17 protein-coding genes are annotated in these 14,739 nt (G+C 68.6%); 11 read left to right on the forward strand and 6 right to left on the reverse strand.

Going from position 1 to position 14,739, the window contains the following annotated elements; all coding sequences use genetic code 11:
• Window positions 1-15: 15 nt before the first annotated feature.
• On the reverse strand, window positions 16-1,659 hold the full coding sequence (locus tag NVV99_RS05525; RefSeq protein ID WP_006551865.1) for a GMC oxidoreductase: 1,644 nt from the start codon (window positions 1,657-1,659) through the stop codon (window positions 16-18).
• Between the two features lie 145 nt (window positions 1,660-1,804).
• Here NVV99_RS05525 and NVV99_RS05530 point away from each other — a divergent pair, with 145 nt between their 5' ends.
• The 9 genes from NVV99_RS05530 (at window position 1,805) to NVV99_RS05570 (ending at window position 9,332) form a co-directional block, all read left to right on the forward strand.
• Window positions 1,805-2,419, forward strand: coding sequence for a TetR/AcrR family transcriptional regulator (locus tag NVV99_RS05530; RefSeq protein WP_006551864.1), 615 nt, complete (start codon window positions 1,805-1,807; stop codon window positions 2,417-2,419).
• Between the two features lie 44 nt (window positions 2,420-2,463).
• Window positions 2,464-3,885 carry an adenylosuccinate lyase gene (purB, locus tag NVV99_RS05535; RefSeq protein ID WP_006551863.1) on the forward strand — a complete coding sequence of 474 codons (1,422 nt, stop codon included), beginning with the start codon at window positions 2,464-2,466 and terminating at the stop codon, window positions 3,883-3,885.
• A 90-nt stretch (window positions 3,886-3,975) separates the two neighbouring features.
• Window positions 3,976-4,602, forward strand: coding sequence for a TetR/AcrR family transcriptional regulator (locus NVV99_RS05540; protein WP_231911981.1), 627 nt, complete (start codon window positions 3,976-3,978; stop codon window positions 4,600-4,602).
• On the forward strand, window positions 4,599-5,027 hold the full coding sequence (locus tag NVV99_RS05545; protein WP_024102975.1) for an HIT family protein: 429 nt from the start codon (window positions 4,599-4,601) through the stop codon (window positions 5,025-5,027). Before NVV99_RS05540 ends, NVV99_RS05545 begins: the two co-directional genes overlap by 4 nt.
• A gap of 4 nt (window positions 5,028-5,031) precedes the next feature.
• Window positions 5,032-6,633: an L-lactate permease gene (locus NVV99_RS05550; protein ID WP_024102976.1), complete on the forward strand. Its 1,602-nt coding sequence runs from the start codon at window positions 5,032-5,034 to the stop codon at window positions 6,631-6,633.
• Between the two features lie 76 nt (window positions 6,634-6,709).
• A complete protein-coding gene (locus NVV99_RS05555) occupies window positions 6,710-7,738 on the forward strand; it encodes a Dyp-type peroxidase (protein WP_024102977.1) in 1,029 nt (342 codons plus the stop codon).
• Window positions 7,735-8,553, forward strand: a complete 819-nt coding sequence (locus NVV99_RS05560) for a family 1 encapsulin nanocompartment shell protein (RefSeq protein WP_024102978.1) — start codon at window positions 7,735-7,737, stop codon at window positions 8,551-8,553. Before NVV99_RS05555 ends, NVV99_RS05560 begins: the two co-directional genes overlap by 4 nt.
• Window positions 8,554-8,766: 213 nt before the next feature.
• The gene (locus tag NVV99_RS05565; protein ID WP_006551856.1) at window positions 8,767-9,057 is read left to right on the forward strand and encodes a type II toxin-antitoxin system Phd/YefM family antitoxin; all 291 of its coding nucleotides are present in this window, start codon (window positions 8,767-8,769) and stop codon (window positions 9,055-9,057) included.
• Window positions 9,058-9,086: 29 nt separating this feature from the next.
• Window positions 9,087-9,332 carry a type II toxin-antitoxin system RelE/ParE family toxin gene (locus tag NVV99_RS05570; protein ID WP_080678595.1) on the forward strand — a complete coding sequence of 82 codons (246 nt, stop codon included), beginning with the start codon at window positions 9,087-9,089 and terminating at the stop codon, window positions 9,330-9,332.
• Between the two features lie 56 nt (window positions 9,333-9,388).
• On the opposite strand, the gene NVV99_RS05575 is transcribed toward NVV99_RS05570, so the two are convergent.
• The 3 genes from NVV99_RS05575 to NVV99_RS05585 form a co-directional block, all read right to left on the reverse strand.
• A complete protein-coding gene (locus tag NVV99_RS05575) occupies window positions 9,389-9,868 on the reverse strand; it encodes a MarR family winged helix-turn-helix transcriptional regulator (protein WP_024102982.1) in 480 nt (159 codons plus the stop codon).
• Window positions 9,869-9,926: 58 nt separating this feature from the next.
• Window positions 9,927-10,676: a cutinase family protein gene (locus NVV99_RS05580; RefSeq protein WP_024102983.1), complete on the reverse strand. Its 750-nt coding sequence runs from the start codon at window positions 10,674-10,676 to the stop codon at window positions 9,927-9,929.
• Between the two features lie 149 nt (window positions 10,677-10,825).
• Window positions 10,826-11,488 (reverse strand): alpha-ketoglutarate-dependent dioxygenase AlkB, encoded by a 663-nt coding sequence (locus tag NVV99_RS05585; protein WP_024102984.1) that lies wholly within the window; start codon window positions 11,486-11,488, stop codon window positions 10,826-10,828.
• 120 nt (window positions 11,489-11,608) lie between these two features.
• On the opposite strand from NVV99_RS05585, the gene NVV99_RS05590 reads away from it, so the two are divergent.
• Window positions 11,609-12,439, forward strand: coding sequence for an SDR family oxidoreductase (locus NVV99_RS05590; RefSeq protein ID WP_024102985.1), 831 nt, complete (start codon window positions 11,609-11,611; stop codon window positions 12,437-12,439).
• 44 nt (window positions 12,440-12,483) lie between these two features.
• Entirely contained in the window at window positions 12,484-13,455 is a 972-nt protein-coding gene (locus NVV99_RS05595; protein ID WP_006551850.1) for a phosphotriesterase, read from the forward strand.
• Between the two features lie 35 nt (window positions 13,456-13,490).
• On the opposite strand, the gene NVV99_RS05600 is transcribed toward NVV99_RS05595, so the two are convergent.
• Window positions 13,491-14,210, reverse strand: coding sequence for a 2OG-Fe(II) oxygenase (locus NVV99_RS05600; protein ID WP_041803971.1), 720 nt, complete (start codon window positions 14,208-14,210; stop codon window positions 13,491-13,493).
• A gap of 82 nt (window positions 14,211-14,292) precedes the next feature.
• Window positions 14,293-14,721 (reverse strand): MarR family winged helix-turn-helix transcriptional regulator, encoded by a 429-nt coding sequence (locus NVV99_RS05605; RefSeq protein ID WP_024102987.1) that lies wholly within the window; start codon window positions 14,719-14,721, stop codon window positions 14,293-14,295.
• Window positions 14,722-14,739: the final 18 nt, after the last annotated feature.

Raw genomic sequence — 14,739 nt, forward strand, 5'->3', positions numbered from 1 at the left:
ACCGCCGCGGCCGGGTCACCGCCCGTCGGCGATGATCCGCGCGATGTTCCGTTCGGCCAGCGCCGCGATGGTCAGCGACGGGTTCGCGGTGCCGGTGCTGCCCGGGATCAGCGCGCCGTCGACGACGTAGAGACCGGGATGGCCGTGCACGCGGCCGTAACCGTCGGTCGCCTCGCCGAGCACCGCACCACCGAGTGGATGCGCAGTGAAGGTCGCGTTGACGTCCTCGGCCATCGGCGATGCGCCCGGGATCGTGCCACCGGCCTGCGCCATCGCGTTGTGCACGGCCCGCAGGGCGTCGACGCTCTCGCGTTCACCACCGGTCGGCCAGTTCAAAACCGCCCGATCGGCACCCGGGTCGTACGCGAAGTCGGCACGGGTGGGGTCGAGGGTCATGCCGAGGGAGGCGAGCATCCCGACGTCCTTCGCGGTGCCCGCGACGAACCAATTCTCGAGGCTCAGCGGCAGACCGGACTCGTCGACGATCCGCGACGCCGACGGCGCGCCCTGGTCGCCGCCGAAACCCTCGGTGAGCGCGAACGAGCGGACGAGCACCGCGTCGCCGTTGGTGCCCCAGCCCCGGCCCACGCGCTCGTCGAGGTTCGGCAGCGAACCGGTGTGCCGCGCCTTGACGAGCAGTTCGGTCGTGCCGATCGATCCGGCGCCGAGGACGAGGCGGTCGCACGTGATCGTGGTAGTGCGCAGCACCACCCCCGTCGGGTCGACGGCCTGCACGTCGAGCCGGTAGCGGCCGTCGCCGTTCTGGCCGATCGCAAGCACCCGGTGACCGTGGCACACCAGGGTGCGCCCGGTCGCCTCTGCCGCCGGGATGTAGTTCTGCGTGAGATCGAACTTCGCGCCGTTCGAGTTGCCGAGATTGCTCTCGCCCGCGACGGCCGATCGGCGGACCGAGCCGGCGAGTTCGGCGCGCACGACGTCCCAATCCCAGATGCCGTCGATGCGGTGCGGGCTGTAACCGGCGGCGCGCGCGTCGTCGTCCCATCGCCGCGAGTGCGTGAACTCGGCGGCGTTGTAGATGTCGTCGGGCATCGGGTCGAGGCGCAGCATCGAGCGCACCTTCGGGTACCAGGTGGAGGTCATCTCGTCGTAGGACAGACGGCCGCCGAAGACGTGCTCGAAGAGGTGCCGTTCGGGAGCGATCATCACTCCGGTGAACACGATCGATCCGCCACCCACCGCCGCGCCGCGCCACACCGACATGTTCGGGTAGTCGACCACATCGAGGACACCGGCGAAGTCGTCGCACACCACCGGGATGCCCGTCGGTCCGGTGAAATGGGTGCGGTGGTGGTAGCCGCGACCATCGGCGAGCAGGTCGGTCGTGAAGATCTCGCGGTGCGGGTCGCGGGGCCAGCGCATGCCGCGCTCGAGCATCGTGACCCGGTTCCCGGCCTCGGCCAGGCGCAGCGCGGCGACGCTCGCACCGAAACCGGAGCCCACCACGACGACCTCGGAATGCTCCGGCGGGGCGGGCGGCGGAACGAACAGTTCGGGCACGAGTCGGCGGTACTCGTCGACCCCGACGGGCAGCGCGTCCGCACGCGGGAGGCCGATACCGGACATGCCCGGCGCCGCGGCGCCGGCACCCGCCAGGGCGGCCCCGAGAAGCGATGCCTGCAGAAAGCGTCGACGTCTCATCCGGTACGGCTCCGATCGTTCGATGATCTACTCGCGGGGCTGCGCTCGCCGAGGACTCGACACGCGCGGGCGGGCGCAATGGTACCGGTTGGTCTCCACTTCCGTTTTCCCCTGGTGAGACGGTCGGGACTGTCACCATGAGAAGGTGTCGATTGCTGCGACTCCGAAGGGCGAACGGCGCCGTCAGGCGCTGGTCGAGGCAGCGGCCGACCTCATCCTCGAAGGGGGGATCGACGCCGTCCGCCACCGGGCCGTCGCCACCCGCGCGGGCCTGCCGCTCGCATCGACCACCTATTACTTCGAATCGCTCGACGACCTCGTCGCATGCGCGGTCGACTACAACAGCGAGCGGGAACTCGACGCGATGCGGGAGCGCGTCCGCGACATCGAGCCGCTCCCGCGCAGTCTCGAGGGCACGGCCGATCTCATCGTCGAACTGCTCATCGGACCGCGGGACTGCGACGGCGGCATCGACCGCGAACGCCTGATCTCCCGGTACGAGCGGTGCGTCGCGACAGCCCGCTATCCGGAACTGCGTGACGTGCAGGTCCGCATGCGCGAGCAGATCGACCACCTGCTCACCGACCTGCTCGAACGCTGCTGCCGATCGGTGCGGCCCCGCGAGGTGCGTCGGCTCGTGGCGGTCGTGGACGGCGCGGTCCTCGGCGGACTGGGCGAGCTCGATCCCGACCCGCGCTCGCTCGCGCGCGGCATCCTGCTCGACGTCGTCGAGACCGTCGCGCCCCCGGTCGAGGATTGAGGTCGGGGAATACGGGAGCAGACCCGGACCGTAAACTCACTTGTGTGAGCCACATCCCCAACGTCCTCGCCACCCGCTACGCCAGCCCCGAACTCCGGGACCTGTGGTCGCCCGAGTACAAGATCGTGCTCGAGCGGCAGCTGTGGCTCGCGGTGCTGCGGGCGCAGGCCGAACTCGGGATCGACGTTCCCGCCGAGGCGATCGCCGACTACGAACGCGTGATCGAGCAGGTCGACCTCGAGTCCATCGCCCAGCGCGAGCGCGTCACCCGCCACGACGTCAAGGCCCGCATCGAGGAGTTCAACGCCCTCGCCGGTCACGAGCACGTCCACAAGGGCATGACCAGCCGCGACCTCACCGAGAACGTCGAGCAACTGCAGATCCTGCGGTCGCTCGAGCACGTCCACTCCCACGGTGTCGCCGTGGCCGCACGCCTCGCCGAGCGCGCCACCGAGTACGCCTCGCTCGTCATGGCCGGTCGCTCGCACAACGTCGCGGCGCAGGCCACCACCCTCGGCAAGCGTTTCGCGTCGGCCGCCGACGAACTGCTCATCGCGCTGCAGCGCGTCCGGGAACTGATGGCCCGCTACCCCCTGCGCGGGATCAAGGGCCCGATGGGCACCGCACAGGACATGCTCGACCTGCTCGGCGGTGATTCCGCCAAGCTCGCGCAGCTCGAGCAGAAGGTCGCGCAGCATCTCGGCTTCGCGAACGTCTTCACGAGCGTCGGCCAGGTCTATCCGCGTTCACTCGACCACGACGTGCTCTCCGCGCTCGTGCAGGTCGGCGCCGGCCCCGCGTCGTTCGCCCACACCATCAGGCTCATGGCCGGCCACGAACTCGTCACCGAGGGCTTCCAGCCCGGCCAGGTGGGGTCGTCCGCGATGCCGCACAAGATGAACACCCGCTCGTGCGAGCGCGTCGACGGCCTGCAGGTCGTCCTGCGCGGCTATGCCTCCATGGCCGCCGAGCTCGCCGGCGCGCAGTGGAACGAGGGCGACGTCTTCTGCTCCGTCGTCCGCCGTGTGGCCCTTCCCGACGCCTTCTTCGCGATCGACGGCCAGATGGAGACCTTCCTGACGGTCCTCGCCGAGTTCGGTGCCTACCCGGCGGTGATCGAGAAGGAACTCGTGCGGTACCTGCCGTTCCTCGCGACGACCAAGGTCCTCATGGCCGCGGTCCGGGCCGGGGTGGGTCGCGAGACCGCACACGAGGTCATCAAGGAGCATGCGGTCTCCGTCGCACTCGCGATGCGCGAGGAGGGTCGCGAACCCGATCTGCTCGACCGTCTCGCCGCCGACGACCGGCTGCCGCTCGACCGCGCCGCGCTCGACGCGGCACTGGCCGACCGGGAGGTCTTCGCAGGAGCTGCGGTCGCGCAGGTCGAAGCGGTCGTCGCGGCGGTGCAGGACCTCGTAACGCAGTATCCGGAAGCAGCGAAGTACACGCCGGCGCCGATTCTGTAGGAAGCCGATTCGACAGGAATCACGGGAACCGACTGCCGGGGGGAGTGTCCGATGGGGGTGGCGGTATCAGCAGGAGAGAACGAAGTGTCGGTGAAACCGGGAAATACGGGTCGGTTGCGTGACGCAGCGCGAACACGCACCGCGCTGCTCGATGCAGCGCGCGAGGTGTTCCTGCGCGACGGATACGCGGCGGCGGCCACGGAGGAGATCGTCTCGGTGGCGGGGGTGACGCGCGGTGCGCTCTACCACCACTTCGCCGACAAGCGGGATCTGTTCCGCGGTGTCATCGAACGACTCCAGTCGGAAGCGGAGAGCTCCCTGGTCCCGGCCGAACCGGTCGAGGACGCCTGGGGGGGCTTCACCCAGGCCGTGCTCGCCTCGCTCGACGCGGTCTACGACCCCGCGACCCGCCGGCTGCTGCTCATCGAAGCCCCCGCGGTCCTCGGCTGGGCCGAGGTCCGCGAGACCCACCGGCACTCCTCGCTGAAGGCCATCGAGCGCATGCTCGTCACCCTCGATCCCGAGACCTACGAGGCGTCGCCCACGCGGACATCGGTGCTCGCGCACCTGCTCGTCGCGGCCGTCGAGGAAGCGATGCTGTGTCTCGCGCACAGCGACGACCCGGTGCGCGACCGTCCTACGGTGCAGGGCGAACTGCTACGCCTGCTCGAAACCGCCCGCGGACCCGCACGTGCGGAGGAGTCCACGCCACAGTGACGGACTGCATTTTCTGCGCCATCGTGGCCGGGCAGTCGCCGGCCAGCGTCGTGCTCGACGAACCCGACGTGCTCGCGTTCATGGACATCCGCCCGTTCACTCCCGGGCATCTGCTCGTGATTCCGAAGCGGCACGCCTCCGGACTGGCACAACTCGATCCCGACGACGGAGCGAAGGTGTTCGCCGCCGGGCAACGGATCGCCACGGCGATGCGCGCGTCCGGACTCCCGATCGAGGGCGTGAACATGTTCCTCGCCGACGGCGTCGCCGCCGGCCAGGAGGTCTTCCACGTGCACCTGCACCTCGTGCCGCGCAGCGCCGGGGACGGCTTCGGGATCCGAGCCGATTGGCGGACACCGAACCGGACCGTGCTCGACGGCACGGCCGCCACCATCCGCACCGCCGTGCAGACACACCGGTCGTGATGCAGTGACAGGTGCATACGTTCAGCCGATCGCGCCGGTCGGCGGGTCGCTCGCGTGGTCGGCACTGGTGGCGGTACTCCCGCTGCTGACCATGCTCGTCCTGCTCGCCGTCTTCCGACTGCGGTCGCATTCGGCCGCGGGAATCGCGGTGGTCGTGGCCCTGATCGTGGGCACCGCCGTCTACGGCATGCCGGTCGGGTCCGCGCTCAGTGCCGGTGTCGAAGGTGCGGTCTTCGGTCTCTTCCCGATCATGTGGACGGTGGTCAACGCCGTCTGGGTGTACCGGCTCACCGTCGAATCCGGGCACTTCGACGTCCTCACCCGCGCCTTCGGGCGAATATCCCCGGATCCGCGGATCCTCACCATCGTCATCGCCTTCCTGTTCGGCGCGCTGCTCGAGGCGGTCGCCGGTTTCGGCACCCCCATCGTCGTCGCGACCGTCGTGCTCATCGGTGCCGGTCTGCCCCCGGTGCGTGCGGCCGCGGCGTCGCTGCTCGCCAACTCGGTCGTCACCCCGCTCGGCGTCATGGGCACACCGATCCTGACGATGTCGCGCGTCTCGGAGATCCCGATCGACGAGATCGGACCGGTCGTCGCGCGTCAGGTCTGCCTGCTCGCGGTGTTCGTCCCGCTCGTGCTGGTCGCGGTGGTCGGCGGATGGCGCGGAGTTCGCGAGACGTGGCCGGTCGCGCTCGTCGTCGGACTTGCCTTCGGCGCCGCCCAGTTCGTGTGCGCGAGCTATCTCACCGTGGGGCTGAGCAACATCGCCGGTGCCGTGGCCGGTCTGCTCGTGCTGCTGGTCGCGGTGAAGGTGCACCCCATGCATCGGGAGGCCCGCCGGGCCGCATCCGACCGGATCCACGACTCGCGTCGACGCGTCGTCGAGGCGTTCGCCCCCTACGCCCTGATCGTGGTCGTCTTCCTCGTCAGCCGGTTCGGTCCGGTGGCGTCGCTGTTGTCGAACGCGAGCCTGTCGTTCCCCTGGCCGGGTGTGGACGTGACTACGGCCGACGGGGACGTTCCCACCGCGGAGACCTTCACCATCGATCTGCTCACTGCCCCGGGCAGCCTCGTCTTCGTCGCCGCGCTGCTGTCGATACCGGTGCTGAAGGTCGCGGTGGCCGACGCGGTGCGATGCTTCGTCGCGGCGGTCGTGCAGTTGCGGTGGTCGTTCGCGACGGTGACGGCGGTCCTCGCCCTCGCGTACGTGATGAACCTGTCCGGCCAGACCGCCACGATCGGCGGTTTCCTCGCCGGTGCGGGCGTGGCGTTCGCGCTGTTGTCGCCGGTGCTCGGCTGGCTCGGCGTCGTGGTCACCGGCTCGAACACCGCCTCCAACGCGATGTTCGGCAGCCTGCAGGTCGCCGCGGCCCAGCAGTCGGGACTCGACCCGACCGTGCTGGTCGCCGGGAACATGGCCGGCGGCACCACCGGCACCCCGATCGCACTGCAGAACCTCGCGCTGGTGTCGTCGGTGAAGGGACTGTCCGGCAAGGACGGGCTGCTCATGCGCCGGATCTGGCCGCTGAGCATCGCCGGTCTCGCGGTGCTCGCCGTCCTCGTGTGGCTGCAGTCCACCTCGGTGCTGGGCTGGATGGTGCCTTGACGCTGCAGTTGTGCAGTGACGAACGTCGGCGTGCCGCGAACGCCTGTTTCGTGCGAGGTGCACTAGCGTTGTCGGAGTGGTTCGTGCACAACCGATACTGACCCCGCTCACCGAAGCGGCGATCTTCCTCGTCGTCACCGTCGACGAGGGCGCAGAGGACACCGTGCGGGATCTGCTCGAAGATCTCTCGGGCCTGCGCCGCTCGGTCGGTTTCCGCATCCCGGAGGGCGGCCTGTCGGTCGTCACCGGCATCGGCTCGGATATGTGGGACCGGCTGTTCGACGGCCCCCGGCCCGCCGGACTGCATCCGTTCGTCCCGCTCGACGGCGGTCGGCACCAGGCCCCCTCGACCCCCGGCGACCTGTTGTTCCACCTCCGCGCGTCGACGATGGACCTGTGCTTCGAACTCGCCGCGAAGATCAACGATAGGCTGCGCGGTGCGGCTCGGGTCGTCGACGAGACGCACGGCTTCCGCTATTTCGAACGCCGCGACCTGCTCGGCTTCGTCGACGGAACCGAGAACCCCGAGGACGACGAGGCCGTCGAGGCGGCCCTGGTCTCCGACGAGGATCCGGACTTCGCCGGCGGTAGCTACGTCGTCGTCCAGAAATACCTGCACGACCTCGCGTCGTGGAACTCGTTGACCGTCGAGGAGCAGGAGCGGGCGATCGGCCGGACCAAGCTCGACGACATCGAGCTCGACGACGAGACCAAACCCGCGAATTCGCATGTCGCACTGAACGTGATCGTCGACGAGAACGGGGTCGAGCAGCAGATCGTGCGCGCGAACATGCCGTTCGGCAGCTTCGGCGCCGACGAGTTCGGCACCTACTTCATCGGTTACTCGGCCACCCCGGAGGTGACCGAGCAGATGCTGCGCAACATGTTCCTGGGCAGCCCGCCCGGCAACACCGACCGCATCCTGGACTTCTCCACCGCGGTGACGGGATCGCTGTTCTTCTGCCCCTCGCTGGAGTTCCTCGAAGATCTTCCGCCCTCACCGGCGGAAATTCCCTCCCACGAAGATCCGAGTGCCTCGACCGCCGGCCGGCCTGCCGACGGATCACTCGGAGTTGGCGCTCTGCGAAGGAGTTCGACCCTGTGAACAATCTGTATCGCGACCTCGCCCCGATTTCCGAGGCAGCATGGACCGAGATCGAGGAGGAGGCCGCACGCACCTTCAAGCGACACGTCGCCGGGCGCACCGTCGTCGACTTCTCCGGACCGCACGGTACCGACTTCGCGGCGGTGGGTCTCGGCCGCACCCGCGAGATCGAACCCCCGGCCGCCGGAGTGTGGGCGCGTCAGCACCGCGTCGCGCCGGTCGTCGAACTGCGGGTGCCGTTCACGCTGTCGCGCGAGGAGATCGACAGCGTCGAGCGCGGTTCCCGCGACATCGACCTCGACCCCGTCAAGGAAGCGGCCCGCCAGATCGCCTTCGCCGAGGACCGCGCGATCTTCGAAGGCTACGCGGCCGCGGGTATCGAGGGCATCCGGGCGTCGTCGTCGAACCCGTCCCTGCAGCTGCCCGAGGATCCCCGCGACTTCCCGGAGATCATCAGCCAGGCGCTGTCGCAGCTGCGACTGGCGGGTGTGGGTGGCCCGTACTCGATCCTGCTCGGCGCCGACGAGTACACCAAGGTCAGCGAGACGTCCGATCACGGCTACCCGATCCGCGAACAACTGCGCCGCCTCATCGACGGCGACCTCATCTGGGCCCCGGCGATCGACGGCGCGTTCGTGCTGACCACGCGCGGCGGCGACTACGACCTGCAGGTCGGCCAGGATCTGTCGATCGGCTACCTCTCGCACGACGCAGAGACGGTGAACCTGTACTTCCAGGAGTCGTTCACCTTCCTCGTCTACACCGGCGAGGCCTCGGTTCCGCTGGTGCCGACGACGCTCGAACTCCCGCACTGAGCCGGTCCCGGGGCGTCCGCGCGTGCGGCGCCCCGGGTCACCGACCGTCCGGCCGGATCACGACGGCGCCGGTGCGGGTTCGCCCACGATCGTCCTGCTGTGCTGGGCGGCCTTCGGCCTCGTCCTGGCGTTCGTGGCCTCCCGTCGAAAGCCGGTGTCGGAACCGGCGCGAACGGAATGACCTGAGACTTCTCATAGTAATTCGCTAGAATTATGTACATGACGACTCTTCCTGTTGCCGACGCGCGGGCGCAATTGTCACGACTGGTCGATGAGGCCGAGCGCACACACGAGCGATTCGAGATCACCCGCAACGGGCACCGCGCCGCGGTGCTTCTCGGTGCCGACGATTACGACGCGATGCAGGAGACGATCGCGGTGTTGTCGGATACGGATCTGCTGCGGGCGCACGTCGAGGGCCGAACGGAGGTCGAGTCGGGAGACGTCGTCGATGTACAGGAATTGACGCAGCTGATGCGTGATGCTCGGTCGTCCGAGGAATGAGCACTCCGGACCACCCGTATCGGCTGGTGATGGCGAGGTCGGCTGCACGCGCCATGGCGAGGTCGTTGCCGGAGAAGGTAGCAACTGCGGTATACGAGTTCGTCACAGGACCCCTTCTCGAGAATCCGAAGCGGGTGGGGAAGCCGTTGAATCCTCCTCTTGCGCCGGCGTACAGCGCCCGGCGAGGTGAATATCGCGTCCTGTATCTGATCGATGATGCGAACCGCACGGTCGAGGTCACCGCGATTTCGCACCGTGCCGATGCGTATCGATAGAAGACGGTCGGACAGTGCTGCCGCGAGCCGTCGGGGTTGCGGCAGCTACCGAGCTGTCAGAGTGCTCCGGCCTTCAACGCCGCCGCGTTGACGCGCACGAGCGCGGCGTGCAGGTCCTGGAGTTCGTCGAGCCCGACACCGAGGGCATCGACGACCTGTCCCGGCACCGACTCGGCCTCGGCACGCAGCGCCCGGCCGGCGTCGGTGAGCTCGAGGACGAGTTGCCGTTCGTCGGCCGCGCTGCGCGCGCGGGTGATCAGGCCCAGCGCCTCGAGTCGCTTGAGCAGGGGAGACAGCGTGGGGGAGTCGAGCTGGAGTAACTGCCCCACTTCCTTGCTCGTCAGCGGCGAGCGTTCCCACAGGGCGAGCATCACCAGGTACTGCGGGTGGGTCAGTCCCAGCTTGTCGAGGATCGGTCGATAGACCGCGAGCACGGCGCGATTCGCCACGGCGAGAGCGAAACACACCTGCCGCTCCAGCGCGAGAGGATCATCACCGGAAGCAGGAAGGCCGGTGGCCGGGGACTCGACGCTCATGAACCGACGATACCGAACCGGTATATCCCGGCCCGGGTTCTCCCGGGTGCGACGATCCTCACGGGTCGTAGTCGGGATAGGTCGTGTGCAGCCTCAGGTAGCCGGTGACGTTCTCTCCCAACCACCCTTCGCTCTCCTCCGGTGTCACGCCGTCGCAGACCGCGTCGCCCTCGATGCAGATCCGTTCGACGGCGATCGTGCCGAAGTCGTCGCGACCGCCACCGAGCGTGATGCCCGGGACGACCTCGCCCGGGAACAGCGTTTCGACTCCCCGGGTGTCACGCGGGTCGGAGTACAGCACACCGCTGATCCGCTCCGGCGGCACCGAACCGTCGGCCGCGATCTCGGCGAGGACGTCGCCGGCGATCGACGCGCCCTGCGAGTAACCGAGGACGACGAGCTCGCTGTCGGGGCACGAACCGTGCCGGACGGTGATCGTCTCGCGCAGGCGCTGATGCCCGATCCTCTTGGACTCGTCGTACGCGAGTCGCCCCGATCCCTCGCTCGACCCGGACTCCGGCACCGGAACCACGACGGCGGGATAGCGGATGTGCTCGACCACCGTGCCGGGTGCCGCGTACCGCGCCGAGATCTTCGCGAGGGGTGAATCGGGATCGATCGAATCCGGGGTGTCGATGTTGCGGGTTCCGTCGACCGCGATGACGAACCGCTCCGGGCACGGACGGAAGGTCTCTGCGCCGGCGGTGGACGCGGTGCCGTCAGTGGCGGCGGCGACGACGGGTCCGGTCAGGCCGAGGGCGAGTCCTGCGATGATCGCCAGGACACGACGACAAGCGAAGTCGGGCATGGCAGTCTCCTGTGATCGACCCCGACACCGATGACTACCGCACGAGAATATCGTCCGATTTGACGTATTTCTCGTCGGCGAAACGCTACTCCGAGTGTAGTTGGTTACAAAGTCACAGACCGAACGTTCGGAATTTTCGAGCGGTTCGATCAAGCAAGTCCGGTACTCCGCAGGGTGATGTTGAGCCGCCCCGCGGTGAGTCCGCAGCGGGAACTGCCGGTGTCCGGATACACGACCGGCACCCCGTGATAGGCGAACCGCGACGGACCGCCGAAGACGAACAGATCGCCGGACTCGAGACGCACGTCGGTGTACGGCCGGCCGCGCGACTCGGTGTTGCCGAACCGGAACAAGCAGGCATCCCCGAGACTGAGCGACACGATCGGCGCGCTCACCCGCTCGTCCTTGTCCTGATGCATCCCCATCCGCGCGTCGCGGTCGTAGAAATTGATCAGAGCGGTATCGGGCTCGTACCCGCCCCCGGCCGCCGGATCGTCGTAGGCATCGGCGACGGCACGCCGCCCGAGTTCGACGAGCCGGTCGGGAAGCGGCGGAACGGGAGCGTCGTCGACATCGACCGCGGTGCGGGTGTAGCGGTACGGCGACCAGTGCCATCCGAGGCACACCGTGCTCACCGACATCCGTCCGCCACCCGGAAGCAGGGTGTGCCGCATCGGCGCCGGCGGGCGCGCCCAATCACGACACAGCTCGACGAGCTCGCGCTGTTCGCCCGGGTCGAGCCAGTCGGGCACATGCACGGCGCCCGGCGCGATCTCGCGTCGCGGACGGGAGACGGAGAACAATTCGTCCATCCCGGGTGCTCGACCTCCGTGCGTGTGAGCGGTACCTACAGCCGGTGATACGTGTAGACAGGTTCAGTACCAACTGTGCCGCACGGGACGGCACTGCGATTCGACGGGGAGGTATCAGCGATGAAGGTCGAAGGCAGAGTGGCCGTCGTGACAGGCGGGGGCGGCGGAATCGGCGGCGCCATCGCTGCCGGCCTCGTCGAGCGAGGTGCACGAGTGGTGGTCGCCGACCTCGACGAACACGCGGCGCAGCGCGTCGTCGCGACGCTCGAGGAGAAGACGCCGGGGAGCGCCGTCGCGGTGGCGGCGGACGTCTCCGACGACGAACACATCCGCGGCCTCGTCGAGCGCGCCGAAGCGGAGTTCGGTCCCGTGGACCTGTACTTCGCCAACGCGGGTGTCACCGGTGTGCCCGGCCTGGAGATCGAGGACTCGGTCTGGGAGCAGTCCTTCGACGTCAACCTGCGCGCACACATCCGTGCGGCGCGACTGCTGGTACCCCGATGGGTCGAACGTGGCGAGGGCTATTTCGTCAGCACGGCGTCGGCGGCCGGCCTGCTCACACAGATCGGCTCGGCCACCTACTCGGTCACCAAGCACGCGGCCGTCGGTTTCGCCGAGTGGCTGTCGGTGACCTACGGCGACAAGGGTGTGAGGGTGAGCTGCCTGTGCCCGATGGGCGTCAACACACCTCTGCTGTACTCGGGGGACGCATCCGGGCACGCACTCGGTGAACTCGCCACCCGGGCCGTCACGACCGCCGGTGCGGTGCTCGAACCCGTCGACGTCGCGGAGACGGTGTTCGCGGCAATGGAGGAGGAGCACTTCCTGATCCTTCCGCACCCGGAGGTCCTCGAGATGTACCGGAACAAGGGCGCCGACTACGACCGGTGGCTGCGCGGCATGCGTCGCTACCGTCAGGCCCTCGAGGAGTCGACTCCCACCGATTCGTGAAATCGATTGCCCCTGCCCACGTTGGTGTCCTAGCGTCACCGGTCATGACATCCGTCGACACCGTTCGCGGCCCTCTCGACACGGGCCGTCTGGGCAGAGTCCTCATGCACGAGCACGTCTTCGTTCTCGGCGAGGAGATCCGCACCAACTTTCCCGACTACCCGAGCCCGTGGGACGAGGACGAACGCGTCGACGACGCGGTCGCGAAGTTGAAGGCGTTGTCGGAGCGCGGCATCGACACGATCGTCGATCCCACGGTGGTCGGTCTCGGCCGGTACATTCCGCGCATCCAGCGCGTCGCCGAACGGGTGGACATCTCCATCGTCGTCGCGACGGGCCTGTACACCTACAACGACCTGCCGTTCCAGTTCCACAACGTCGGGCCGGGGTTGCTGGTGGACGGACCGGAGCCGCTCACCGAACTGTTCGTGAAAGACATCCGCGAGGGCATCGCCGGCACGGGGGTGCGTGCAGGAATGCTCAAGTGCGCCATCGAGATTCCGGGACTCACGCCGGGCGTCGAGCGCGTGATGCGAGCGGTGGGGCAGGCGCACGTCGAGACCGGTGTGCCGATCACGGTGCACACCAATCCGCATACCGGGTCGGGGCAGGTGGCGCAGCGGGTGCTCGCGGAGGAAGGTGTCGACCTCACCAAGGTGGTGATCGGGCACAGCGGTGATTCGACCGATCTGGACTACCTGCGTCGCATTGCCGACGCCGGTTCGATTCTCGGGATGGACCGCTTCGGCCTCGATCTGCTGTTGCCGTTCGAGCAGCGCGTCGACACGGTGGTCGCGCTCGTGGAGGCCGGTTACACCGAGCGCATGGTGCTCTCGCACGATGCGTCGTGCTTCATCGACTGGTTCCCGCACGACGTGAAGCAGACCGCCGTGCCCAACTGGAACTACAACCACATCAGCGACGAGGTGCTGCCGGCCCTGCGCGAACGGGGCGTGACCGACGAGCAGATCACCACGATGCTCGTGGACAATCCGAGGCGGATCTTCGAACGCTGAGCGGCGTAGGTCGCGTCGGGTAGCGCCGAGGACGCTCAGGCGGCGTCGTGCAGTACCAAGCCGAGCGTGCGACGCAGGCCCGATCGGACGGTGCTCACGCCGTGCCGGACCGGCGCCCGCGACCATCCGCGCGCCGACCGGATCGGTCGGTCGCGGGTGGTGAAGATCAGCGCGTGGCCTTGCTCGAGCACGGTGACGGTGCCCCGCGACTGCGCGCGGGGCCGTTGTTCGACCAACAGGAACTCGCCGCCGGTGTAGTCGACGCCCGCCCGGTCGAGCCCGATCACGACCTGCAGTGGGAACACGAGGTCGCCGTAGAGATCGCGATGCAGGGCGTTCCAGTCGCCGGTGGTGTAGCGCAGCATCAGCGGGGTGGGGTCGGTCTGGCCGGCCGCGTGGCACATGTCGAGCCAGTCGTCGAAGTCGTCGGGCCAGGGTGCCGGATCGCCGAGGCGTTCGGCCCACGAGCGCGCGACGGGGAGCAGCTGCCGGTAGAACGCCGAGCGCAGGTGTGCGACGGCGTCGGGGACGGGTGAGCCGAAGTACTTGTAGGTGCCGTGCCCGTACCCGTAGCGGCTCATGTCGACCGTGGTGCGGAAGCGGGCGTCGTCGTCCCACAGGGCCGCGAGTTCGGCGCATTCGTCGTCGCTCAACAGCGGCCCGGTGAGGACGCAGCCGTTCTCGTCGAGTTCGCTCGTCAGCTCGGGCAGGTTCAGTGCGTCGACGCGCGACTGCAGACTGTCGATGGTCTTCACAGGGCTCTCCTCGATCGGCACGGACACTCGTAGGGAAGACGTCGCTGCCGTCGGGAATGTGAGTACCCGGAACCGGAAGGGATCAGCGCGGCCGGTCGTCGACGAGTTTGTGCAGCAGATCGGACAGTCGTGCGCGTTCCTCGGCGTCGAGCCGGTCGAACATCTCGACGGCGTCGGCATCGCGGGCCGAGGCCAGCTCGGCCCGGATCCTGCGGCCCTCGTCGGTCAGCCGCACGCAGACCGCGCGTCGGTCGGCGGGATCGGGGAGTCGCTCGGTGAGACCCCGCGACTCGAGGCGGTCGACGACCTCGGTGGCCGAGCGCGGGACGATGCGCAGTTCCTTGGCCACGACGCCGAGGCGGATGGGGTCGTCGGCGCGTCCGATGACGTCGAGCGCCCGGTACTCGTGGGGTGACAATCCCCACGGCTGGAGGAGGTCGTGCCAGCGTCGGCGCAGCGTACGCGTGGCGGTGAGGAGGAGATCGCGCAGTGCGACGGGTGAATCCGGCATAGTGTTCACACTACCTCA

Origin of the sequence: Rhodococcus sp. PAE-6 (genome assembly GCF_025290685.1) — a bacterium.
GTDB classification, from domain to species: Bacteria; Actinomycetota; Actinomycetes; order Mycobacteriales; family Mycobacteriaceae; genus Rhodococcus; species Rhodococcus pyridinivorans.

Coding starts and splice junctions, on each gene's coding strand:
- NVV99_RS05525 (WP_006551865.1), bottom strand. CDS start 1,659: ATGAGACGTCGACGCTTTCTGCAGGCATCGCTTCTCGGGGCCGCCCTG.
- NVV99_RS05565 (WP_006551856.1), top strand. CDS start 8,767: ATGTACATGACGACTCTTCCTGTTGCCGACGCGCGGGCGCAATTGTCA.
- NVV99_RS05570 (WP_080678595.1), top strand. CDS start 9,087: ATGGCGAGGTCGGCTGCACGCGCCATGGCGAGGTCGTTGCCGGAGAAG.
- NVV99_RS05575 (WP_024102982.1), bottom strand. CDS start 9,868: ATGAGCGTCGAGTCCCCGGCCACCGGCCTTCCTGCTTCCGGTGATGAT.
- NVV99_RS05580 (WP_024102983.1), bottom strand. CDS start 10,676: ATGCCCGACTTCGCTTGTCGTCGTGTCCTGGCGATCATCGCAGGACTC.
- NVV99_RS05585 (WP_024102984.1), bottom strand. CDS start 11,488: ATGGACGAATTGTTCTCCGTCTCCCGTCCGCGACGCGAGATCGCGCCG.
- NVV99_RS05590 (WP_024102985.1), top strand. CDS start 11,609: ATGAAGGTCGAAGGCAGAGTGGCCGTCGTGACAGGCGGGGGCGGCGGA.
- NVV99_RS05595 (WP_006551850.1), top strand. CDS start 12,484: ATGACATCCGTCGACACCGTTCGCGGCCCTCTCGACACGGGCCGTCTG.
- NVV99_RS05605 (WP_024102987.1), bottom strand. CDS start 14,721: ATGCCGGATTCACCCGTCGCACTGCGCGATCTCCTCCTCACCGCCACG.